Below are 23,098 nucleotides of genomic sequence, written 5' to 3' on the forward strand. Positions count from 1 at the left end.
GGGAGGGCCACCGGTGAACGATCGACACAACCCGTACGACCCGTACTACTCGCAGCCGCAGATCATCGGCTACGACGAGTACGGGCAGCCGGTGTACCAGCAGCCGCCGTCGCAGCAGCCCGTCCAGCAGCAGCCCGTCCAGCAGTACGACCAGCAGTACGACCCGCAGCAGTACGACCCCTACGCCGGCCGCCCGCAGGCGCAGCCGCCTCAGCAGCACGCGTACGGCTACGACCCCTACGCCGCCCAGCAGCAGCCCCCCGCCCCGCAGCCGCAGCCGCAGTACGACCCGTACGGGCAGCAGGGCTACACCTACCCCTCGTACGACACGGACACCGGCCAGCAGTGGGCCGCGCAGACGGCGCAGGCCGTCCCCGAGGCCCCCGTCGCGGCCCCCGTTGGCGTACCCGTCCAGCGCCCCGCCGCCGAGCCCCCCGCCGCCGAGCGTCCCGCCGCCGAGCGTCCCGTGCCCGAGCGCCCCGCTTCCGAGCGCCCCGTGCCGCCCCGGCAGGACTCAGAGGACCGCGCCTACCGCACCGAGCAGTTCTCGTTCATCGAGGAGCCCGACGAGGACTCCGAGGACGTCATCGACTGGCTCAAGTTCACCGAGAGCCGCTCGGAGCGGCGCGAGGAGGCCAGGCGGCGCGGCCGCAACCGCGTCGTCGCGCTCGTGGTCGTCCTCGTCCTCGCCGTCGCGGGCGGCGTCGGCTACCTCTGGTCCGCCGGCATGCTCCCCGGCACCTCGGACCCGGAGCGGAAGCAGAGCACCGCGACGGGCCCGCAGAAGCGCGACACGATCGTCGTCCACCTCCACGACACCCTGGGCGGCGGAACCTCCACGGCCCTCCTCGTCGACAACACCACCACCCAGCAGGGCAGCACCGTCCTGCTCCCCAACTCGGTCGCCGTCGCCGACTCCGAGGGCACCACGACCACCCTCGGCAAGTCCGTCGAGGACGACGGTTCGAGCGGCACGCGCGAGGCGATCGGCAACCTCCTCGGCGCGAGGATCACCGGCACCTGGCGCCTGGACACCCCGTACCTGGAGAACCTCGTCGAACGCGTCAGCGGCATCGAGGTCGACACCGACACGGACGTGCCCGACAAGAAGAAGGGCGCCTCCGAACCCCTCGTCCGCAAGGGTGAGAAGCAGGACCTGAACGGCCGCGCGGCCGTCGCCTACGCGACCTACCGCGCGCCCGGCGAGGCCGAGGCCAAGCAGCTCCAGCGCTTCGGCCAGGTCATGTACGGCGTGCTCAGGAAGTTCTCCAGCGACCCCGAGACCGCCACGGTCACCATCGAGTACCTGGCGCAGATCCTCGACCCCTCGCTCCCCGAGAAGGACCTCGGCGCCTCCCTCGCCAAGCTCGCCGAGCACGCCAAGACCGGCGCCTACAAGACGGCCCTGCTCCCCGTCGGGCAGGACGGGACGCTGACCGAGGGCGCGAGCGACAGTGTGGTGAAGGACATCCTCGGCGGCAAGGTCACCGCCCCGGACGCCGGCGAGGTGCCCCGCGTCTCCGTGCGGGACGGATCCGGCAAGAACGCCACGGAGGCTGCCCGGGTCGTCCTGATCAACGGCGGCTACGCCTTCGTCGGCGGCTCCGCGGTCAAGACGCAGGAGAAGTCGCAGGTCGTCTACGGTGACGACGCCCAGAAGGGGACGGCGACCGAGGTCGCCAAGACCCTGGGTCTCCCGACCGACGCGGTCCAGAAGGGCAAGCCCTCCGGAGCGGCCGCGGTCACCGTGATCCTCGGCCAGGACTACAAGGTCCCGGGGGCGCGCTAGCACGGCCCCGGTAAACGTTTGCGAGTGCGTCGGCGGTCCGTGAGACCCTGGAGGGGTACTGGACCGCCGACGAAAGCCTGCTTGTGACCGCCACGGACCGTTCCATCGAGCTCGTCAACGCCGCCGCCCTCGCGGCCGCCGACCGACTCGCGCACGACATCATCGCGTACGACGTCAGCGACGTGCTGTCGATCACCGACGCCTTCCTGCTCGCCTCCGCGCCCAACGACCGCCAGGTCAAGTCGATCGTCGACGAGATCGAGGAGCGGCTGAACAAGGACCTCGGCGCCAAGCCGGTCCGCCGTGAGGGCGACCGCGACGCCCGCTGGATCCTCCTGGACTACGTCGACATCGTCGTCCACGTCCAGCACAGCGAGGAGCGGGTCTTCTACGCCCTGGAGCGGCTGTGGAAGGACTGCCCCGAGCTGCCGCTTCCCGAGGAGGCCCTGAAGACCCGGGGCAAGGCGGCCGAGCACGCCGCCCTGACCGGCACCGACATCGAGGCCGGCTCCGGTCTTCCCGAGGAAGTGGACGGTGAGCTGAGCTGAGCACCACCAAGAGCGGCAGCGGCCGCCGGATCGTCCTCTGGCGCCACGGCCAGACCTCCTGGAACCTGGAGCGCCGGTTCCAGGGGTCGACCGACATCGAGCTGACGGAGGCCGGTGTCGCCCAGGCGCGCCGTGCCGCCCGGCTGCTCGCCGCGCTGCGGCCGGACGCCATCGTGGCCTCCGACCTGAAGCGCGCCGCTGCCACCGCCGCCGAGCTCTCCGCGCTCACCGGCCACGTCGTCGCCCACGACTCCGCCCTGCGCGAGACGTACGCGGGGGAGTGGCAGGGGCTGACCCACGACGAGATCGTGGCGCGGTACGGCGATGAGTACGCGGCCTGGAAGCGCGGCGAGCCCGTGCGCCGGGGTGGCGGCGAGCTGGAGACCGAGGTGGCCGACCGGGCCGCCCCGGTGGTGCTGGAGCACGCCGACAAGCTGCCGGAGAACGGCACGCTCGTCGTCGTCAGCCACGGCGGCACCATCCGCACCACCATCGGTCGCCTCCTGGGTCTCGAGGCCCACCACTGGGAAGGCCTGGGCGGGCTCTCCAACTGCTGCTGGTCGATCCTGGGCGAGGGTGCCCGCGGCTGGCGGCTCATGGAGCACAACGCCGGCACGCTGCCCGAGCCGGTCCTCGGCGACGACGACTGAGCCCGACCGGGCGCGTGAGGGGCCTGCCGGACCCGGATTTCACTTTCTGGCAGGTCACAGGCTAGAGTTCTTCTTGTTCGGAGCGCACAGCGCGAAGAACGGAAGAACACAAGGGGCTATAGCTCAGTTGGTAGAGCGCCTGCATGGCATGCAGGAGGTCAGGAGTTCAATTCTCCTTAGCTCCACAGTCACCGAATCCCGTCCCCAACAGGGGGCGGGATTCGGCGTTTCCGCCCCCCCGTTCGCCGAGTCAGGTCCGTCCGCCGCTTCAGGCCCGCCCGCCGTCTCCGGCGAGTCTTCGGATCGCTTGGCGGCTCTCCTCGTCGTTCGGCGTGTACGTGACGATCCGGCACTCCGGCATCCCGTTGACCGAGAGGGAGACCGAGGTCATCCGCAGCTCGCCGACCGCCTGGTGACGGAAGGTCTTCACCCGGGTCCCGGGAGGGACGACGTCACCGCTCCTCCAGAGCCGGGCGAACTCCGGACTGGCCTCCGCCAGGCGCCGGACGAACGCCTCCCAGGCGGGCTCGCCCACATGCCGGCCGTACGAGCCCCGCAGCTGGGCCACCATCAGCGGCAGCTCGTCCTCGCGGTTGACCAGGGGGCACGTCGGCGACGGGGCCGTGAAGAGCGCCCACAGGACGTTCCGCAGGTCGAACGGGCCGGTGTCCAGGCCGTTTCCGTCCCACAGGAAGAGCCGCTCGTAGCCGCCGTTGGTCGCCAGCACGTCGTACCGCGCGTTGTAGAGCACCGCCGGGTGCGGGTCGAGCGCGTCGAGGATGCCCTGGATCTCCGGACTGACGACCTGGTCGTCGTCGGCCGCCCGCTCGGGGGCGTACGGCACCCCTGCCAGGTGGTAGAGGTGCTCGCGCTCCGGCCGGTCCAGGCGGAGCGTGCGGGCGACGGCGTCGAGCACCTGCGCCGAGGCGTTGATCGGACGGCCCTGCTCGAGCCACGTGTACCAGGTCACACCGACGCCCGAGAGCTGGGCGACCTCCTCGCGGCGAAGCCCCGGCGTCCTGCGGCGGAACCCCGGGGGCATGCCCACGTCCTCCGGGGTCACCCGCGCCCTGCGGCCGCGCAGGAAAGCGGCCAGCTCCGGCCGTCGGCGCGCCTGGGTCGGTACAGCTGCCAAAGTCGTCACACCCCCATGGTCGAGTCCCCGTGCCGCCGCTGCCAGGTGGTGTCAGTACCAGCATCAGCGGGCTCTCGTTACCCGTATCCGACCGGGATCACGCTTCTCGCATGACCTCGACCGGAACACGTCCCGTACCCAGTAAAGACCGTGGCACCGACAACCGTCCCGGGCCGCTGCTCGGCGTGGTGCTCGCCGCCCAGTTCATGGCGCTCCTCGACGTCTTCATCGTCAACGTCGCCGCCCCCACGATCCGTACCGAACTCGCCGCCTCCGGAGCGGGACTTCAGCTCGTCGTCGCCGGGTACACCGTCACGTACGCCGTGCTGCTGATCACCGGCGCCCGCCTCGGCGGCCTGCTGGGCCACCGCAGGACGTACCTCCTCGGCCTCGCCCTGTTCACCGCCGCCTCCCTCGCCTGCGGACTGGCCGCGGGAACCGGGCAGTTGATCGCCTTCCGGCTGGTCCAGGGAGCGGGCTCCGCCCTGATGATCCCGCAGGTCCTCAGCCTCATCCAGCGGACCTTCACCGGCGAGGGCCGGATCAGGGCGCTCGGCGCGTACTCCGCGGTCCTCGCCACCGGCGCCGCCGCGGGGCAGGTCGTCGGCGGAATCCTCGTCAGCGCCGACCTGTTCGGCACGGGCTGGCGGCCGGTCTTCCTCGTCAACGTGCCGATCGGAATCGTCCTGCTCGTCCTCGGCGCCCGCATCCTGCCGCACGACGCCCCCGCCGGGGTCGAGCGGGGCCGCGCCCTCGACGTGCCCGGCCTGCTGCTCCTCGCGGCCGCCGTGTCCCTCCTGACCGTCCCCCTGGTCCTCGGCGAGGAGCAGGGCTGGCCGCTGTGGACCTGGCTCTCGCTCGCCGGCTCGGTGCTGCTGTTCGCCGTGTTCGGCGCGTACGAGACGGGGCTGGCCCGCCGGGGCGGCGCGCCGCTGATCGCCCCGCGCGTCCTGCGGACTCCCGGCATGGGGCGGGCCGTTCTCCGGATCGCGACGGCCATGGGCGTCAACGCCGGGTTCCTGTTCACCCTCACCCTGCACTTCCAGGGCGGGCTCGGGCACAGCGCGCTGCGCACCGGGCTCACGTTCGGACCCGCCGCGGTCGCCTTCGGTGCCGTCGGGCTGACCTGGCGGCGCTGGCCCGCCCGGCTGCAACGCGCGCTCGTACCAGGCGGTTTCCTGCTCACCGCCGCCTCAGCGCTCGCCCTGGGCCTCGCCCTCGGGGACGGCGGGGACGGCGGTGCCGCGCTCCACCCGGCCCTGGCCGGCATGGGCGTCGGGATCGCGCTGGCCTTCAGCCCCACGCTGACCGGCGCCCTCGCGACCGTACGGCCCGAGGACGCCGCCGACGCCAGCGGGCTGCTCGCCACCGTCACCCAGCTCGGTCAGCTCATCGGCGTCGCCGCCTTCGGCGCGCTCTTCCTCGGCGGGCTGACGGGGCCGGGGGCGCGGGCCTCCGCCGACGCGCTGGGGACGACCATGATCGCCCTGGCCGCCGCGGCGGTCCTGGGCACCGTCGCCGGACTGGCGCGCCGAGGGCGCTGACCCCCTTGCGGGGCCATGGCAGAATCGGACGGCCGGAGGGGGACGAGAGTCCGGACGGGAGGGTGACCCACGTGCTCGGCGACCACAGCAGGGTGTCCCATGGGTGCACGGCCTGCGGCCACAGCTGGAGCTGACTGATGGGTGCACACAGGCGGAAGTGCGACTGGTGCGGCAGCGGTACGCCCATCGTGCGCGACATGGACCCCGTCAACCCCGAGTTCCAGTACTGGTGCGAGGAGTGCGCGCGGGCGCTGATCATAAAAGGCGACCCCATCGAGACGTACCGCGAGCTGGAGGGGGAGCCGATCTACGGCCGGCTCCTCGACGAGCACTGCACCCTCAAGCGGTTCTACTCCTTCGCCAGAGCCTGACGCCTCAGGGCCAGGGCGTATCCCGCCAACAGCGCCGTCGCCGTCAGGGGGTAGACCGCGGACAGCAGCATCTGGCCCGCGTTCTGGTCCAGTTCGGGACGGCCCGGGTCGTGCGGCACCCACCACAGCGCGAACGAGCAGAAGGCCAGCGCAACGGCGCCGGTCACGAGCCACGCGCGCGTGGCGCGGTCCGCGAGCAGGATCAGGAGCGGCACGCACCAGACCCAGTGGTGGGACCAGGAGATCGGACTGATCATCAGCGCCGTGAACGCGCAGACGACCACGGCCACCGCCTTGTCGCCGCGCACCCCCGCGCGTACCGCGAGGACCATCGCCGCACCGCCGACGGCGGCGGCGGCCAGGAGCCACCAGACGCCCGGGGAGTCCGTGTGCATCAGGCGGGCCAGGACGCCGCTGATGGACTGGTTGGCGGTCTCCTCGGCGAAGCCGACCCGGCCCGTCGCGAAGAGGGTCTCCGTCCAGAACTTCTTCGAGTCCGCCGGCAGCAGCACCGCCACGCTCAGCGTCGTCGCCAGGAACACGCCCGTCGCCGTCACGCCGGTCCGCAGCCACTGGTTCCAGGCCCGGTCCCGGCGCCACAGCAGCAGTCCGACGGCGAGCAGCAGGACCACGAAGAGTCCCGGTGTGAGCTTCACCGCGGTCGCCAGGCCGATGCCCAGGCCCGCCCAGCGGTTCCCCTCGCGGCGGGTGACGTCCCAGAGCACCGCCACGGCTATGAGCAGGTTGATCTGGCCGTACCGCAGCGTCGTCCACACCGGCTCGCACCAGACCACGGCCGCCGCGACCAGCAGTGTCGTACGCCACAGGTCGACCCTGCGCTCCGGCAGGGACAGCACCGGGCGGACCAGCTGGAGCGACAGCTGCACCAGGGCGACCACCAGGAGCAGGTTCCCGGCGGTGGTGAGCGTCCGCATCAGGGGGACGCTCACCAGGGTCAGCGGGACGAACAGCAGCGCGGCGAAGGGCGGGTAGGTCATGGCGAGGTTCGCCGACGTGGCGCGCATCGCGTAGAGATCCCCGCCGGCCCGTACGGTCTCGCCCTCGGCGCGGTAGACCATCACGTCGAGCATGTTCACGTGGGCGAGGCGCTGGGCCACCCAGAAGGCCGTGAACGAGAGCAGGCAGACCGCCGCGGCGGTGACCAGGGGCCACGGCCGGGCGCGGGTTCGAGAGAGCACGGAGACGGACACAGTCGGCGACCCTACCCGGCAGGTCGGAGGGGGTCGGAGAACCGATTTGGAGATCTGGGCGGGAGCCGGTTAATGTTCTGTCTGTCGCCGCGAGGGAAACCAAAACGGAGACGGAGAGTAAAGAAGTAAACAAGGGGCTATAGCTCAGTTGGTAGAGCGCCTGCATGGCATGCAGGAGGTCAGGAGTTCAATTCTCCTTAGCTCCACAGAAGAGAAGCGGGTCATCCGGATCGGATGGCCCGCTTCTTCGTGTGTCCACGCCTGGAACGCCGGTGCGGCCCGTACAAGGGCTGCGGTACCCTGGCGCCATGCGTGCCGTACGCCTCCTGCTTACCGAGCCGCGCTGATCAGTCCCGACGCATGACGGTCGTACCGATGGCCGTAGTCGTGTCGGAGTCGGCGCGGCGGTCCCCTCCTGTGCGAGGGGATTTTTCATTTCGCGGCAGTTCGTGGCAGTGGGCAGAGACGATCGATGGAGCTTCAAGGACCATGACCGAGATCAATACGGCCGCCGAGACGGCGGCCCCGCATCGCTACACGGCTGCCATGGCCGCCGACATCGAGGCACGCTGGCAGGACGTGTGGGACGCCGAGGGCACGTACGAGGCTCCGAACCCCTCCGGCGACCTGGCCGGCGACCCCGCGGTCGCCGCCCTGCCCAAGAAGTTCATCATGGACATGTTCCCGTACCCCTCGGGTGCGGGCCTCCACGTCGGCCACCCCCTGGGCTACATCGCCACGGACGTCTACGCCCGCCACGCGCGCATGACCGGTCACAACGTGCTGCACACCCTGGGCTTCGACGCCTTCGGCCTGCCGGCCGAGCAGTACGCCGTGCAGACGGGCACGCACCCGCGCGTGTCCACCGAGGCCAACATGGAGAACATGAAGGTCCAGCTGCGCCGGCTGGGCCTGGGCCACGACAAGCGCCGGTCGTTCGCCACGATCGACCCCGAGTACTACAAGTGGACCCAGTGGATCTTCCTGCAGATCTACAACGCCTGGTACGACGACGAGGCCAAGAAGGCCCGTCCCATCGCCGAGCTGATCGAGCAGTTCGAGAGCGGCGCGCGTGAGGTTCCCGGCTCCACGCGCGCGTGGAGCGAGCTGAGCGCCGCCGAGCGCTCCGACGTCCTGAGCGAGTACCGCCTGGCGTACGCCTCCGAGTCGCCCGTCAACTGGTGCCCCGGCCTGGGCACGGTCCTGGCCAACGAGGAGGTAACCGCCGACGGTCGCTCCGAGCGCGGCAACTTCCCCGTCTTCAAGTCCAAGCTGCGCCAGTGGAACATGCGGATCACCGCCTACGCGGACCGCCTGCTCGACGACCTGGACGGGCTGGACTGGCCCGAGGCGATCAAGCTCCAGCAGCGCAACTGGATCGGCCGCTCCGAGGGCGCCCGCGTCGACTTCCAGGTCGGCGACGCCGGCGCGATCACCGTCTTCACCACCCGCCAGGACACCCTGTTCGGCGCCACCTACATGGTCCTGGCGCCCGAGCACGACCTGGTGGACTCGATCGTCCCCGCCGCCTGGCCCGAGGGCACCCACGACGTGTGGACCGGCGGTCACGCCACTCCGTCCGAGGCCGTCGACGCCTACCGCAAGCAGGCCGCCTCCAAGTCCGACGTCGAGCGCCAGGCCGAGGCCAAGGACAAGACCGGCGTCTTCACCGGTGCGTACGCGACCAACCCGGTCAGCGGCGACCCCGTCCCGGTCTTCATCGCCGACTACGTCCTCATGGGCTACGGCACCGGCGCCATCATGGCCGTCCCGGCGCACGACAGCCGCGACTTCGCCTTCGCCCGCGCCTTCGAGCTGCCGATGCGCTGTGTCGTCGAGCCGAGCGACGACCGCGGCACGGACCCGTCCACCTGGGACGACGCCTTCGGCTCGTACGAGGCCAAGCTGGTCAACTCCGCCAACGACCAGATCTCCCTGGACGGCCTGGGCGTCGTCGAGGCCAAGGAGAAGATCACCTCCTGGCTGACCGACCGCGGCATCGGCGAGGGCACCGTCAACTTCCGCCTGCGCGACTGGCTGTTCAGCCGCCAGCGGTACTGGGGCGAGCCCTTCCCGATCGTCTACGACGAGGACGGCGTCGCGCACTCGCTGCCCGACTCGATGCTGCCCCTGGAGCTGCCGGAGGTCGAGGACTACTCGCCGCGCACCTTCGACCCGGAGGACGCGGACACCCAGCCGGAGACCCCGCTGTCCCGCAACGAGGACTGGGTCAACGTCACCCTGGACCTCGGCGACGGCGCCGGTCCGCGGAAGTACCGCCGCGAGACCAACACCATGCCGAACTGGGCCGGCTCCTGCTGGTACGAGCTGCGCTACCTGGACCCGCACAACTCCGAGAAGCTGGTCGACCCCGCCGTCGAGCAGTACTGGATGGGCCCGCGCGAGGGCATGCCGACCGGCGGCGTCGACCTGTACGTCGGCGGCGCCGAGCACGCCGTGCTGCACCTGCTGTACGCGCGCTTCTGGTCCAAGATGCTGTTCGACCTGGGCCACATCTCCTCGGCCGAGCCGTTCCACAAGCTCTACAACCAGGGCATGATCCAGGCCTTCGTCTACCGCGACGCGCGCGGCATCGCCGTGCCCGCCGCCGAGGTCGAGGAGCGGGACGGCGCCTTCTGGTACGAGGGCGAGAAGGTCAGCCGCGTCCTCGGCAAGATGGGCAAGTCCCTCAAGAACGCGGTGACGCCGGACGAGATCTGCACCGAGTACGGTGCCGACACCCTGCGCCTGTACGAGATGGCGATGGGCCCCCTGGACGTCTCCCGCCCCTGGGACACGCGCGCCGTCGTCGGCCAGTACCGGCTGCTCCAGCGCCTGTGGCGCAACATCGTCGACGAGGCGACCGGCGAGGTCACCGTCGTCGACGCCCCCGCCGGCGAGGACACGCTGCGCGCCCTGCACAAGGCGATCGACGGCGTCGCCCAGGACATGGCCGCGATGCGCTTCAACACCGCCATCGCCAAGATCACCGAGCTCAACAACCACCTGACGAAGACCGGCGGCTCCGTGTCCCGGCAGGTCGCCGAGCAGCTGGTGCTGCTGGTCGCCCCGCTGGCCCCGCACATCGCCGAGGAGCTGTGGCGCCGTCTGGGCCACACCGAGTCGGTCGTCCACCAGGACTTCCCGGTCGCCGACCCGGCGTACGTCGTCGACGAGACCGTGACCTGCGTCGTGCAGATCAAGGGCAAGGTCAAGGCCCGCCTGGAGGTCTCCCCGTCGATCACGGACGCGGAGCTCGAGGCGCTGGCGCTCGCCGACCCGCACGTGGTGGGCGCGCTGGGCGGTGCCGAGATCCGCAAGGTGATCGTGCGCGCGCCGAAGCTGGTCAACATCGTCGCCTGACGCCGGTCTCGGGGGTTTCCCCTACGGGCAGGTTGGGGGTTTTCTTGGAACCCCTGGCCTGCCCGTTCCGTTTACCGTGGAAGAACCACAGTCGTGGGGACTCGACCGATGCCGGAGGGGCGGACATGGAAGCCGCGATTATCACGATCATGGCGCTGCTCTTCGTCGCCTTCGTGGCGCTCGGGGTCTACGCCACCGTGAAGGTGGCCAAGGCGACCGCGCGCGGCGTGGACCGCACCCTGGACCAGGCACGACGCACGGTCGAGGACACCACGCTGCGGGCCAAGAGCTTCGGCCAGGCCGGGGTCGCGGGCGAGCTGGCCAAGCTGCGGCTCTCGCTGCGCACCTCCATGCGGGCCACGCAGGAGGCGCTCCAGGCGGGCGTCGCCGAGGACGCCTCGCTGAGGGAGTCGCTCGACCTGTTCCACCGGCTCAGCGCGCACGGGGTCGAACTGGACGGGGACCTCAAGCGCATGGAGCGTGAGCCCGACCGGGCGTGGGTGTCGGGGCAGCTGCCCGACCTCACGCGGCGGACGCAGCAGATCACGGGATCGGCCGACGCCCTGCGCCGGGCCGCGCGGGACCGGGCCCTGAGGTTCGCGCAGGACGACCTGTCGTCGCTGAGCGCCCAGATCGACGTGGAGGCGGGGGCCCTGCGGCACTGGGACACACCGGCGGGCCCTGCGGCCGCGCAGGGCACGTTCACCGGGCACGGCCCGGCGACGGCTGCCGAGGGTCCCGCCGACACGGGAACCGCGGAGGAGCCGCCCGCGATCACCGCGCCCGATCCGAGGCGCGCCGCCTACCCGTGGGAGAAGACGGCCCGGCCGGAGACCAGCGCCTGACGTGTGGTTTCCGTGGTGCGGCCGGGGGCTGTGAGGCGTCCGACGGGGGCAGGGCTGCCGTGCCCCGCCTTCGACGGGTAACCTCCCGCTCATGTCCCGGCATGTCGCGATCGTCACCGATTCCACGGCCTACCTGCCACGCCAGACGAGGGAGCGGCACGCGATCACCACGGTCCCGCTGACCGTCGTCATCGGCGACCGCGCCCTGGAGGAGGGCACCGAGATCTCGGCCCGGTCCCTCGCCGAGGCCCTGCAGAAACGGCGTTCCGTCACCACCTCGCGACCGAGCCCCGAGATCTTCGCGGAGGCGTACCGCGAAGCCGCCGAGGCGGGAGCGCGGGGCATCGTCTCCCTCCATCTCTCCGCCGAGGTCTCCGGGACCTACGACGCCGCCGTGCTCGCCGCCAAGGACGCCCCCGTGCCGGTGCGCGTCGTCGACACGCGGATGATGGGCATGGCGCTGGGCTTCTGCGCCGTGGCCGCCGCGGAGGTCGCGGAGGCCGGCGGCTCGCTCGACGAGGCGGTGGCGGCGGCCGAGAAGCGTGTCGCGGGCACCTCCGCCTACTTCTACGTCGACACCCTGGACTACCTGCGCAGGGGCGGGCGCATCGGTACCGCGCAGGCGCTGCTCGGCTCCGCGCTCGCGGTGAAGCCGCTCCTCGAACTCGACGGCGGGCGGATCGAGCTCCGGGAGAAGGTGCGGACGGCCTCCAAGGCCATCGCACGCCTGGAGGAGATCGCCGTGGAGCGGGCCGGGTCCGGCGCCGTCGACATCGCGGTGCACCACCTCTCCGCGCCGGAACGCGCGGACGCCCTGGCGGACCGGCTCAAGGAGCGGATCCCCGGCATCGAGGAACTCCAGGTCAGCGAGGTCGGAGCGGTCATCGGCGCCCACACGGGCCCGGGGCTCCTCGCGGTGGTCGTCTCGCCCCGCTGACCTCGGCCCCCCCCGGGAGGGTGACGGAGTTATCCACAATCGGCGGTCTGTCCACGGGACTTGGGCGAGTCCGGCACGAGGCCGCCGTGGTCTCTACCGTCACGGGCATGGACCTTCGTACACGCACACGACAGACACGTACGCACACGGGCAGGGGAACGAGCGGACCCGGCAGGGCGCCCGGATCGGACGGGCGTAGCCGGCCGGACGGGCGCGGCGCGCCCACGGGGCGGACCAGGCGCCGGGTCAGGGCTCTCCCGTCCCCGGAGATGCCCGCGGGCGTGGCCGAGGTCGTGCCCGGGGTCGTTTCCGGTGAGATGCCCGGGGCGGGACCCGATGATCACGAGGCGCGGGAGCGCGGGTCCCCGCTGGGGGTGCGGGGGCGGCTGGCGGCGGTACTGCGGGAGCGGGCCCCGATGTGGGTGCAGACGCGCTGCGGGCTCGAACCGAGGGCGCTGGGGGCGCTGGCCGTGGTGCTGCTCGTGGCCGCGGGACTCGCGGGCGGGTACTTCGTGACCGGACGGCCCGAGCCGGTGCGCGCCCCTGAACTCGTCCGCGCGGCGCCGGTGGCGGCCGCTTCCCTCCCGGTACCCAGGAGCAGCGCCGCACCGCGGGTCGTCGTCGACGTGGGAGGGAAGGTCCGCAGGCCGGGGGTGCTGACGCTGCCGGCGGGCTCGCGGGTGGCGGACGCCCTGAAGGCGGCCGGCGGGGTGAAACCGGGGGCCGATCTGACCGGGATCAACCGGGCGCGCGTCCTCATGGACGGCGAACAGGTGCTGGTCGGGGTGCCGGGGGCGCCCGGGACCTCGGGGGTGCCGGTCGGCGGCTCCGGTGCGGGTGCCGGGGGCGGCGGGCCCGGCGCGCCGCTGAGCCTCAGCGTGGCCACGGTGGAGCAGCTGGACGCCCTGCCCGGGGTCGGGCCGGTGCTCGCGCGGCACATCGTCGACCACCGCACGGAGCACGGAGGATTCCGGACGGTCGCCGAGCTCCGGGACGTGAACGGGATCGGCGAGCGCCGGTTCGCCGACCTCGAACCGTTGGTCCGGCCGTGAGGCCGGCGGGGGAGGAGGGGCCGGCCGATCTCCGGCTCGTTCCCCCGGCGCTGGCCGCGTGGGCCGCCGCCGCGTGGGCGGTCGGCGTCACCGGGTGGACGACGGTGGCCGCTGTCACGGTCCTTCTGGCAGGGGCGGCGGTCCTGCTGGTCCCCGCGCTCGCACGGCGGTTCGACCGCGCGAGCGGGACGTCAGGGCGGCGCCTGCGGGCCACCGCCTGCGCCGGGATCCTGCTCTGCGGCGCGGCCGGGGCAGCCGCGGCGGGGTTCCACGCGGCGGATCTGCGACGCGGTCCCGTGCCGGAGCTGGCGGGGGAGTACGTGCGGGCGCAGGTGGAGTTCTCCGTCGTCTCGGACCCGCGGCTCACCCGGCCCCGGGTGCGGGGCAACGCGATGGCGCCGGTCTCGGTCGTCCTGGACGGGGAGGTGACACGGGTGGAGCGGTCGGACGGAACGGCGCACCGGACGCGGGCCCCGGTCCTGGTGATCGTGGGGCCAGGGGAGGGGAGGGCGGAGTGGCTGCGGCTGCTTCCCTCGACCCGGGTGCGGGCCGGGGCCCGGTTCGCTCCGCCCATGGACCCCGGCGACCCGTTCGCCGCGGTCCTGAAGATCGACGGGTCGGGACCGCCGAGGACCGTGGCTCCGCCGAGTGCGCCGCAGCGCGCGGCAGGGGCGTTGCGCGAGGGGCTGCGCAAGGTGACGGACGGCCTCGCGCCCGACGCGCGGGCCCTGCTGCCGGGACTGGTCGTCGGGGACACCTCGCGGATCGACAGCGAACTGCGGGACGCCTTCGAGGCCACCGATCTCTCCCACCTGCTCGCCGTCTCGGGAAGCAACCTCTCGATCGTCCTGCTGTTGCTCGTCGGGCGTCCCGGGCGGGCGCAGCAGGTGGAGCGGGGTGGGCTCGCGCCACGGATCGGGCTCTCGCTGCGGGCGACCGCCGTCGCCGGAGGCGTGCTGACGCTGGGCTTCGTCGTGGTGTGCCGGCCCGATCCGAGCGTGCTGCGCGCGGCGGCCTGCGGATTCGTCGTGCTCCTCGCGATCGGTACCGGCCGGCGGAGATCGCTGCTCCCGGCGCTGGCCGCGGCCGTGCTGGTGCTCGTCCTCTACGACCCCTGGCTGGCGCGGAGTTACGGGTTCATGCTCTCGGTCCTCGCCACCGGGGCCCTGCTGACGGTCGCCCCTCGTTGGAGCGACGGGCTTCGACGGCGGGGAGTGCCTGGGCGGCTCGCCGAGGCGCTGGGGGCGTCGCTCGCGGCGCAGGCGGTGTGCGCGCCGGTCGTGGTGGTGTTCGCCGCCCGGGTGAGTCTGGTCGCGATTCCGGCGAACCTGCTCGCGGAGCTCGCGGTCGCCCCCGCGACGGTGCTCGGGTTCGCCGCGCTCGCCCTGGCGCAGCTGTGGGAGCCGGCCGGGGTCGGCGCGGCCTGGCTCGCCGGGTGGCCTGCCGGGTGGATCGCGGGCGTGGCCCGGGCGGGCGGGGAGCTGCCCGGGGCGCGGTTGGGGTGGCCGGGCGGCTGGTGGGGCGGGCTGCTCCTCGCGCTGCTCACGGGGCTCGTCCTGGTCGGGGTGCGCAGACTGCCGTACCGGGGGTGGGTCGCCGTGCTCACCGCGGGACTGCTCTTCCTCGTGGTCGTGCGGCCGGTGCCGGTCGTGCGGTGGGCCACCGGGTGGCCGCCGCCCGGCTGGGTGTTTGCGATGTGCGAGGTGGGCCAGGGGGACGCGGCGGTTCTCGCGGCGGGCGGTGACGCTGCCGTCGTGGTGGACGCCGGGCCCGATCCCGTACCGGTGGACCGCTGTCTGCGGGAGCTCGGGGTGCGGCGCGTGCCCTTGCTGGTGCTCACGCATTTCCACGCGGATCATGTGGCCGGGCTGCCCGGGGTGCTGCGCGGGAGGTCGGTGGGGGCGATCCAGACGACCGGGCTCGAAGAACCGCCCGCCCAGGCCGCGTTCGTGCGGCGGACGGCGGCCGCCGCCGGGGTGCCGTTGGTACGGGCGGGGGCGGGGGAGCATCGGCGGATCGGGGGCCTGGAGTGGTGGGTGGTCTGGCCCGAGGCGGGCTCCGGGGAAGCGGGAGGCGGCCCGAACGACGCCAGCGTCACGCTTCTGGTCCGTGCGGCCGGCGGCGTGCGGCTGCTGCTCCTGGGTGATCTCGAACCGCCGGCCCAGCGCGCGCTGCTGAGGAGTGCCGGGGCGGTGGTGGGGTCGGTGGACGTGCTCAAGGTCGCCCACCACGGGTCGGCGCATCAGGACGCGGGGCTCATACGGGCCGTGCGGCCGAGGCTCGCGCTGGTGTCGGTGGGCGAGAACACGTACGGGCACCCGTCGCCGCGGACGGTGGGGCTGCTGCGGGCCGGAGGGGCGAGGGTGCTGCGGACCGACCGGGACGGGGCGATCGCGGTCGTGGGGGCGGGGAGGGAGCTCGGAGCAGTGCGGAAAGCCTTGTAAAGAAATCTTTCTAAAGATAGCTTTAGATCATGCCGGAGAGCAGCGAAGCGCACCCCGAGGGCGAGCAGCCCCGCAGTATCCGTCTCACCGACCCGCGGGCGCTGCGGGCCTACGCCCATCCCCTGCGGATGACCCTGGTGGGGCTGCTGCGGAGCAGCGGGCCCTTCACCGCCACCCGGGCCGCCGAGCTGACCGGCGAATCCGTCGCCAGCTGCTCCTACCACCTGCGGATACTCGCCAAGTACGGCCTCGTGGAAGAAGCTCCGGGCGGACGGGGGAGGGAGAAGCCCTGGCGCGCGACGGCTCGGTACACGGAGTGGCCGGACCACAGCGAGGACACGGCGGTCGCCCAGGCCGCCGACGCGCTGAACGCCGCCGTCATGGAGCTGCACTTCGCGCGCGTCACCCGGGCCATGGCGAACCGGCATGCGCTGCCGAAGGAGTGGCGGGAGGCGGAGCGGTTCGGCGACTCGCTGCTCTACCTCACCCCCGCGGAGCTGGTCGCCCTGGACGAACGGATCGACGAACTGATCCGGCCCTACGAGGACCGGGCCGCCGACCCCTCGCTCAGGCCGGTGGGCGCCCGGGGCGTCAGCATCCTGCGGATCGCCCACCTGGACCAGGGCACCCCCCACGACGACGAAGAAGGGAAGTGAGCGAGATGGCTCTCAGGGAACGCATACCGGCTCTGCTGCACGAGCGGACCTTCCGCCGGTACTGGACGGGTCAGACCGTCTCGCTCGTCGGCGACCAGATCTCGCTCATCGCGATCCCGCTCGCCGCCGTCATCGTCCTCGGCGCGGGCCCCGCCGAGATGGGCTGGCTGAAGACCGCCGAGCTGCTCCCGGCGCTCCTGCTCAACCTGCCGTTCGGCGCCTGGTCCGACCGGCAGGCCAACCGCAGACGCGTCATGATCGCGGCCGACCTCGGACGGGCCGCCCTGATCGCGACCCTCCCGCTCGCCTACGCCCTCGACGCGCTGACGCTCGGCCAGCTGTACGCGGTGGCCTTCCTGGTCGGGGCGCTCACCGTCCTCTTCGAGGTGTGCAACACCACCCTCGTCGTGGCGCTCGTCCCCACCGACCGGTACGTGCAGGCGAACTCGCTGGTCAACGGAAGCCGCTCGATGGCCTGGCTCGCGGGTCCCGGCATCGGCGGTGTGCTCGTCCAGGTCCTCACCGCGCCCTTCGCGCTGGTCGCCGACGCCCTCACCTACGTCGTGTCGGCCGGGTACCTGACGCGGGTCAAGGCCGTCGAGCCGCCGCCGGAGCCCGTCGCCAAGGGGCACTTCACCGAGGGCATGCGCTGGGTCGTCCGGCACGCCTCGATGCGCGCCCTGTTCGCCGCCTCCGGGACGGTCCAGTTCTTCAACTACATGTTCCACACCCTCTTCGTGCTCTACGCGACCGGCGACCTCGGGCTCAGCGCGGGCCTCCTCGGCCTCGTCCTCGGGGTCGGAGCCGTCGGCGGGCTCATCGGCGCCGCGGTCAGCGGGGCCGTCGTCGGGCGGATCGGCATCGGCCCCTCCATGGTCGTCGGCTTCCTCGGGTTCACGCTCCCGCTGCTCCTGGTGCCGCTGGCCGGTGGCCCGCTGCCGGTGCTGGTGGCCGTGCTCTTCGTCGCGGAGTTCCTCTCCTGTGCCGCCGTGATGGTCGTGGACATCGCCGCGGGGTCGTTCCAGATGGCCGCGATCCCGGACGGGATACGGGCACGAGTGATGGGCGCGTTCCGCACGCTCAACCACGGGTTCCGGCCGCTCGGCGCGCTCGTCGGCGGCCTGCTCGGCGCCTCGATCGGACTGCGGCCGACGCTGTGGATCGCCACCGGTGGTGCCGTGCTCGCCGTGCTGTGGCTGCTGCCCTCGCCGCTGGCCCGCATGCGTCAACTCCCCACGGGGGACGCGGAAGAGGGGGCGGAGCCCGTCCCGGTCGCGTGACAGGACCGGAGAATAAGCGGAATCCTCAATTCGGACTCTCGGTAACACTCTGCTCGTTTGCCTCAAACACTCCAACGATGATCGAATGCGATTTCGTTGCATAGTGAACGAGTCATGCCGGGGGTGCGTGAAGAATGTTCGATCGTCTTTTCGGGAAGCGGACGGCGGGCGCGACGCGGGGCGGTCCGCTCGCCGGCCTCGCGGTCCCGGCGTCGGCGGGGGTCCTGAGCTGCCGGGTCATCGACCCCGTACACGAACCGGTCCGGCAGGCCGAGTTCGTCCTCAGTGACGCGGCCGGCCGCAAGGTGCTGGGCGGGGAGACCGACCCGTACGGTTCGGCGCTCGCGACGGTACCGGCGGGCGAGTACCGGCTCGCCGTCACCGCCGAGGGGTACACGCCCTTCCACGGCAGCGCCGTCGTCACCGAGGGCGGGCACACGGGCGTCGGCGACGTCCAGCTCCAGGTCGCGCCGCAGCCGCCGCTCCCCGAGGCGGGGGACTGGGAGATCGACCCGACGCACTCGCAGATCGGCTTCACCGCCCGTCACATCGGCCTGGCCCGCATCCACGGCCGGTTCAACAACTTCGCGGGCGCGGTGCGGATCGGCGAGCGCATGGAGCAGTCGGCGATGCACGTCGTCATCGACGCGGCCTCCATCGACACCGGGGTGCAGATGCGCGACGACCACCTGCGTTCGGGAGACTTCCTCGACGTCGGCGTCTATCCGACGCTGGAGTTCCACAGCGAGCGGTTCGTCCACCGGGGCGGCAGCCGGTGGGCCGTCACCGGGGCGCTCACCCTGCACGGCGTGAGCCGCACGATCACCCTCGACACCCAGTACCTCGGTCTCGGCAACGGCCTGGAGGGCGAGACGCGGGGGGCCTGCCGGGCCACGACCGAGCTGCACCGTGAGGACTTCACGCTGACGTGGCAGACGCTGCTGGCGCGGGGGATCGCGGCCGTCGGGTCCAGCATCAGCATCGACCTTGACGTGCAGATCGTGCCGAAGACAGGAAGGGGCTGAGCCCCTTACTAGCTGGAGCCCCTTACGGGGCCTCCAGCCACCCCTCGTACTCGGCGGCGAGCTCGTCCAGCGCCGCCGGGTCGAGGCGTGCGTCCGGATCCTCGACGACCACCAGCCACTGGGCGTCCTCGGCGTCGTCCTCACCGGCCAGGGCGTCCCGGACGAGCTGCGGGGCCTCGGCCACGCCGAACCGGGCGGGGAGCTCCTCCGCGACCTCCTCGGCGGCGTCGCGGTCGGGAAGTACCAGTACGTGTCGTCGTTCGCTCACCACGCCATTGTCGGTCCTGAGGCGGGGACCGCTGTCAGTGGGGCGTGGGATGCTGGATCGCGATGGCCACCAGAAAGACTTCACCCGACGAACTCCTCGGACCCGTGACGCTCGCCGTGGGGCAGGAGGACCTGCTCCTCGACCGTGTCGTCCAGGAGGTGGTGGCGGCCGCGCGGGCCGCCGACGCCGACACGGACGTCCGTGACCTCACGCCCGACCAGCTGCAGCCCGGGTCGCTCGCGGAGCTGACCAGCCCCTCGCTCTTCGCCGAGCGCAAGGTCCTGGTCGTGCGGAACGCGCAGGACCTGTCCGCGGACACGATCAAGGACGTCAAGGCGTACCTCGACGACCCCATCGAGGACATCTCGCTCGTCTTCCTCCACGCGGGCGGCGCGAAGGGCAAGGGGCTCCTCGACGCGGCGCGCAAGGCGGGGGCGCGGGAGGTCGCCTGCCCGAAGACGACGAAGCCTGCGGAGCGGCTGACGTTCGTGCGGCAGGAGTTCCGGGCGCTCGGGCGGACGGCGACGCCCGAGGCCTGCCAGACGCTCGTCGACGCGATCGGGAGCGACCTGCGGGAGCTCGCGTCCGCGTGCGCGCAGCTGGTGGCGGACGTCGACGGGACGATCGACGAGGCGGTCGTCGGGCGGTACTACACCGGCCGCGCCGAGGCCTCGTCGTTCAACGTGGCGGACCGGGCCGTGGAGGGGCGGGCGGCGGAGGCGCTGGAGGCGTTGCGCTGGTCGCTCTCGACCGGGGTCGCGCCCGTGCTCATCACCAGCGCGCTGGCGCAGGGGGTGCGGGCCATCGGGAAGCTCTCCTCCGCCCGCGGCGGGCGGCCGGCGGACCTCGCGCGGGAGCTGGGCATGCCGCCGTGGAAGATCGACCGCGTGCGGCAGCAGATGCGGGGGTGGACGCCGGAGGGGGTTTCGGTGGCGCTGCGGGCTGTCGCGGAGGCGGATGCGGGGGTCAAGGGCGGGGGAGACGATCCGGAGTACGCCCTGGAGAAGGCGGTGGTCGCGGTGGCGCGGGCGGCTCGGGGGCGGCGGGGGTAGGTCTTTTCCAGGGGCGGAGCCCCTGGGCCCCGGGGGGCGGTGCGGGGGCGCCGGGGTGCGGTCAGCGTGGGTGCGGGTGCGCTGTGGCTGGTCGGAGCGTTTGTTTCCCCCACCCCGCCCCTTCCCGAAACCCTGCCGGGGGCTGGAGGGGGCGGAGGCCGACCCCCTTCCAGGGGCTGTGCCTCTGGGACCCGCCTGGGCTGTGCCTCTGGGACCCGCCGGGGCTGCGCCTCGGGGTCTGACAGGGGCCGCGCCCCCCGGACCCTTGTGCGCCTCTTGGTCCCGCCGGGGCTGTGCCCCTGGCCTCAAGCGGGCTCGCCACCGGACCTCTGCCCGGGCCACGCCCGGCCCGTATCACCCGGCCCTCCCTCAAGCTGGGCGCCCGCCGGCTGTTCCGGCTGCTTTGGGGCTGTGCTGGGGTGGGTGCGGCGAAGGCCCCGGGCTTCCTGGGGGAGGAAGTGGTCGGGGCCTTCGTCGTGGTTCTTTTGGGCTCGCACACGCGTGGCGAACGCGTCCGCGTGCGAGACCGGGGGGTCGGACGGGAGCGGGAGAGAGGGCCCGCTGGGTCCCGTGCGACCGTTAGATCAGTGAGCTCAGCCCTGGAGGGTGGCCACGTTGAGCGCCAGCGCCGACTTCTTGTTGGCGGCGGCGTTCTTGTGGATGACACCCTTCGAGACAGCCTTGTCGAGCTGACGCGAGGCGGCACGAGTGGCAACGGTGGCCTTCTCGAGGTCGCCGGCGGCGACAGCCTCACGGGCCTTGCGGATCGCGGTCTTGAGCGAGGACTTGACGGCCTTGTTGCGCAGGCGCGCCTTCTCGTTCGTCTTGTTCCGCTTGATCTGGGACTTGATGTTCGCCACGAAAAGAGCCTTTACAGGTTCGATGTTCCTTCTGGATGTGATCTCGCAGGCTGAGAGGGCACACGAGACACAGCTGTCCACAGTACCAGCCACCCTCTGGGCGTCCCAAACCGGGCGCCGGGCGGCGGGCATGGGACCATGGTGTCTACGTATCCGTTCTGAACATCGCCCGAGACGAGATCCCTGCGTGCCCGCGACTCCTACCAACGTGCCCGAGCCGAGCCGTACCGACCCGGCTCTGATCCGCAACTTCTGCATCATCGCGCACATCGACCACGGCAAGTCCACGCTTGCCGACCGGATGCTCCAGCTCACCGGTGTGGTCGACCAGCGGCAGATGCGTGCTCAGTACCTCGACCGGATGGACATCGAGCGGGAGCGCGGCATCACGATCAAGTCCCAGGCGGTGCGGCTGCCCTGGGCGCCCACCGACGGGCAGGGTGACGGCAAGACGCACATCCTGAACATGATCGACACCCCCGGGCACGTCGACTTCACCTACGAGGTGTCGCGGTCGCTCGCCGCCTGTGAGGGCACGATCCTGCTCGTCGACGCCGCGCAGGGCATCGAGGCGCAGACGCTCGCCAACCTGTACCTGGCCATGGAGAACGACCTCACCATCGTTCCCGTGCTCAACAAGATCGACCTTCCGGCCGCCCAGCCGGAGAAGTTCGCCGACGAGCTCGCCAACCTCATCGGTTGCCAGCCCGAGGACGTCCTGAAGGTCTCCGCGAAGACCGGCATGGGCGTCGAGGCCCTGCTCGACCGCGTCGTCCGGGACATCCCGGCGCCCGTCGGCGTCGCGGACGCCCCCGCCCGCGCGATGATCTTCGACTCCGTGTACGACTCGTACCGGGGCGTCGTGACGTACGTGCGAGTGGTCGACGGCCAGCTCAACAAGCGCGAGCGCATCAGGATGATGTCGACCGGTGCCACCCACGAGCTGCTGGAGATCGGCGTCTCGTCCCCCGAGATGACCGCTTCCGACGGGCTCGGGGTCGGTGAGGTGGGTTACCTCATCACCGGTGTGAAGGACGTCCGCCAGTCCAAGGTCGGTGACACGATCACCTCCCTGCACCAGGGCGCCACCGAGGCGCTCGGCGGCTACAAGGACCCGAAGCCGATGGTCTTCTCGGGCCTCTACCCGCTCGACGGCTCGGAGTACCCGGACCTCCGCGAGGCCCTCGACAAGCTCCAGCTCAACGACGCCGCGCTCGTCTACGAGCCGGAGACCTCCGCCGCCCTCGGCTTCGGTTTCCGCGTCGGCTTCCTCGGCCTCCTCCACCTCGACGTCATCCGCGAGCGCCTGGAGCGCGAGTTCGGGCTCGACCTCATCGCCACCGCCCCCAACGTGGTCTACCGCGTGGTCATGGAGGACGGCAGCGAGCACACGGTCACCAACCCGAGCGAGTTCCCCGAAGGCAAGATCAACGACGTCTTCGAGCCGGTGGTGCGCGCCACGATCCTCGCGCCCAGCGAGTTCATCGGCGCGATCATGGAGCTCTGCCAGACCCGTCGCGGCACGCTCATCGGCATGGACTACCTCTCCGAGGACCGCGTCGAGATCCGCTACACCCTTCCGCTCGCCGAGATCGTCTTCGACTTCTTCGACCAGCTGAAGTCCAAGACCCGCGGTTACGCCTCCCTCGACTACGAGCCCACGGGCGAGCAGGCCTCCAGCCTGGTCAAGGTCGACATCCTGCTGCACGGCGACAAGGTCGACGCCTTCTCCGCCGTCACCCACAAGGACGCCGCCTACGCCTACGGCGTCCGGCTCGTCGCGAAGCTGCGCGAGCTCATCCCGCGGCAGGCCTTCGAGGTGCCGATCCAGGCCGCGATCGGCTCCCGGGTCATCGCCCGCGAGACCATCCGCGCCATCCGCAAGGACGTCCTCGCCAAGTGCTACGGCGGTGACATCTCCCGTAAGCGGAAGCTGCTCGAGAAGCAGAAGGAAGGCAAGAAGCGCATGAAGATGGTCGGCTCGGTGGAGGTGCCGCAGGAGGCCTTCATCGCCGTCCTGTCGAGCGACGAGTCCTCCGGCAAGAAGAAGTAGAACAAGCAGGAGAAG

19 protein-coding genes and 2 tRNA genes are annotated in these 23,098 nt (G+C 71.9%); 17 read left to right on the top strand and 4 right to left on the bottom strand.

The genetic code is table 11. The features are described 5' to 3' along the window. The first annotated feature begins 13 nt into the window (after positions 1 to 13). The 4 genes from AB0G79_RS07410 to AB0G79_RS07425 all read left to right on the top strand — a co-directional run bounded on the left by AB0G79_RS07410 (position 14) and on the right by AB0G79_RS07425 (position 3,172). On the top strand, positions 14 to 1,789 hold the full coding sequence (locus AB0G79_RS07410) for a LytR C-terminal domain-containing protein (RefSeq protein ID WP_360801558.1): 1,776 nt from the start codon (positions 14 to 16) through the stop codon (positions 1,787 to 1,789). Positions 1,790 to 1,872: 83 nt separating this feature from the next. After that, the gene (gene rsfS, locus AB0G79_RS07415; protein ID WP_360801561.1) at positions 1,873 to 2,337 is read left to right on the top strand and encodes a ribosome silencing factor; all 465 of its coding nucleotides are present in this window, start codon (positions 1,873 to 1,875) and stop codon (positions 2,335 to 2,337) included. Continuing rightward, entirely contained in the window at positions 2,334 to 2,987 is a 654-nt protein-coding gene (locus AB0G79_RS07420; RefSeq protein WP_360801855.1) for a histidine phosphatase family protein, read from the top strand. Before rsfS ends, AB0G79_RS07420 begins: the two co-directional genes overlap by 4 nt. Positions 2,988 to 3,099: 112 nt before the next feature. Continuing rightward, positions 3,100 to 3,172: transfer RNA gene (locus AB0G79_RS07425), tRNA-Ala, on the top strand. Between the two features lie 83 nt (positions 3,173 to 3,255). On the opposite strand, the gene AB0G79_RS07430 is transcribed toward AB0G79_RS07425, so the two are convergent. Further along, entirely contained in the window at positions 3,256 to 4,131 is an 876-nt protein-coding gene (locus tag AB0G79_RS07430) for a helix-turn-helix transcriptional regulator (protein ID WP_360801564.1), read from the bottom strand. Positions 4,132 to 4,232: 101 nt separating this feature from the next. Between AB0G79_RS07430 and AB0G79_RS07435 the strand changes: the two genes are divergently transcribed. Next, on the top strand, positions 4,233 to 5,666 hold the full coding sequence (locus AB0G79_RS07435) for an MFS transporter (protein ID WP_360801567.1): 1,434 nt from the start codon (positions 4,233 to 4,235) through the stop codon (positions 5,664 to 5,666). A 137-nt stretch (positions 5,667 to 5,803) separates the two neighbouring features. Then, on the top strand, positions 5,804 to 6,037 hold the full coding sequence (locus AB0G79_RS07440; RefSeq protein WP_024756723.1) for a hypothetical protein: 234 nt from the start codon (positions 5,804 to 5,806) through the stop codon (positions 6,035 to 6,037). On the opposite strand, the gene AB0G79_RS07445 is transcribed toward AB0G79_RS07440, so the two are convergent. Further along, the gene (locus AB0G79_RS07445; protein WP_360801571.1) at positions 6,016 to 7,248 is read right to left on the bottom strand and encodes a glycosyltransferase 87 family protein; all 1,233 of its coding nucleotides are present in this window, start codon (positions 7,246 to 7,248) and stop codon (positions 6,016 to 6,018) included. The genes AB0G79_RS07440 and AB0G79_RS07445 overlap by 22 nt on opposite strands. 133 nt (positions 7,249 to 7,381) lie before the next feature. Between AB0G79_RS07445 and AB0G79_RS07450 the strand changes: the two genes are divergently transcribed. From AB0G79_RS07450 to AB0G79_RS07490, 9 genes are all read left to right on the top strand, one after another. Continuing rightward, a tRNA-Ala gene (locus tag AB0G79_RS07450) sits at positions 7,382 to 7,454 on the top strand. 283 nt (positions 7,455 to 7,737) lie between these two features. Next, entirely contained in the window at positions 7,738 to 10,611 is a 2,874-nt protein-coding gene (gene leuS, locus AB0G79_RS07455) for a leucine--tRNA ligase (RefSeq protein WP_360801574.1), read from the top strand. Positions 10,612 to 10,736: 125 nt separating this feature from the next. Continuing rightward, a complete protein-coding gene (locus AB0G79_RS07460) occupies positions 10,737 to 11,456 on the top strand; it encodes a hypothetical protein (protein ID WP_360801577.1) in 720 nt (239 codons plus the stop codon). Positions 11,457 to 11,547: 91 nt separating this feature from the next. Next, a complete protein-coding gene (locus AB0G79_RS07465; RefSeq protein WP_360801580.1) occupies positions 11,548 to 12,393 on the top strand; it encodes a DegV family protein in 846 nt (281 codons plus the stop codon). Between the two features lie 107 nt (positions 12,394 to 12,500). After that, on the top strand, positions 12,501 to 13,445 hold the full coding sequence (locus AB0G79_RS07470; protein ID WP_360801583.1) for a ComEA family DNA-binding protein: 945 nt from the start codon (positions 12,501 to 12,503) through the stop codon (positions 13,443 to 13,445). Next, positions 13,442 to 15,889, top strand: a complete 2,448-nt coding sequence (locus AB0G79_RS07475; protein WP_360801586.1) for a ComEC/Rec2 family competence protein — start codon at positions 13,442 to 13,444, stop codon at positions 15,887 to 15,889. The genes AB0G79_RS07470 and AB0G79_RS07475 overlap by 4 nt, the downstream gene beginning before the upstream one ends. Before the next feature lie 29 nt (positions 15,890 to 15,918). Beyond that, entirely contained in the window at positions 15,919 to 16,545 is a 627-nt protein-coding gene (locus tag AB0G79_RS07480; RefSeq protein WP_360801589.1) for a helix-turn-helix domain-containing protein, read from the top strand. 5 nt (positions 16,546 to 16,550) lie between these two features. Beyond that, a complete protein-coding gene (locus AB0G79_RS07485; protein ID WP_360801858.1) occupies positions 16,551 to 17,825 on the top strand; it encodes an MFS transporter in 1,275 nt (424 codons plus the stop codon). Positions 17,826 to 17,959: 134 nt separating this feature from the next. Continuing rightward, on the top strand, positions 17,960 to 18,850 hold the full coding sequence (locus AB0G79_RS07490) for a YceI family protein (protein WP_360801592.1): 891 nt from the start codon (positions 17,960 to 17,962) through the stop codon (positions 18,848 to 18,850). 22 nt (positions 18,851 to 18,872) lie between these two features. On the opposite strand, the gene AB0G79_RS07495 is transcribed toward AB0G79_RS07490, so the two are convergent. After that, the gene (locus AB0G79_RS07495; protein ID WP_360801595.1) at positions 18,873 to 19,118 is read right to left on the bottom strand and encodes a hypothetical protein; all 246 of its coding nucleotides are present in this window, start codon (positions 19,116 to 19,118) and stop codon (positions 18,873 to 18,875) included. 62 nt (positions 19,119 to 19,180) lie between these two features. Between AB0G79_RS07495 and holA the strand changes: the two genes are divergently transcribed. Beyond that, positions 19,181 to 20,170, top strand: a complete 990-nt coding sequence (gene holA, locus AB0G79_RS07500) for a DNA polymerase III subunit delta (RefSeq protein WP_360801598.1) — start codon at positions 19,181 to 19,183, stop codon at positions 20,168 to 20,170. 593 nt (positions 20,171 to 20,763) lie between these two features. Here holA and rpsT read toward each other — a convergent pair. Further along, the gene (gene rpsT / locus AB0G79_RS07505) at positions 20,764 to 21,030 is read right to left on the bottom strand and encodes a 30S ribosomal protein S20 (protein WP_360801601.1); all 267 of its coding nucleotides are present in this window, start codon (positions 21,028 to 21,030) and stop codon (positions 20,764 to 20,766) included. 187 nt (positions 21,031 to 21,217) lie between these two features. Between rpsT and lepA the strand changes: the two genes are divergently transcribed. Then, positions 21,218 to 23,083: a translation elongation factor 4 gene (gene lepA / locus AB0G79_RS07510; RefSeq protein ID WP_360801604.1), complete on the top strand. Its 1,866-nt coding sequence runs from the start codon at positions 21,218 to 21,220 to the stop codon at positions 23,081 to 23,083. Positions 23,084 to 23,098 lie beyond the last annotated feature (15 nt).

The sequence above is a fragment of the Streptomyces sp. NPDC020807 genome (genome assembly GCF_040641575.1).
GTDB lineage: Bacteria > Actinomycetota > Actinomycetes > Streptomycetales > Streptomycetaceae > Streptomyces.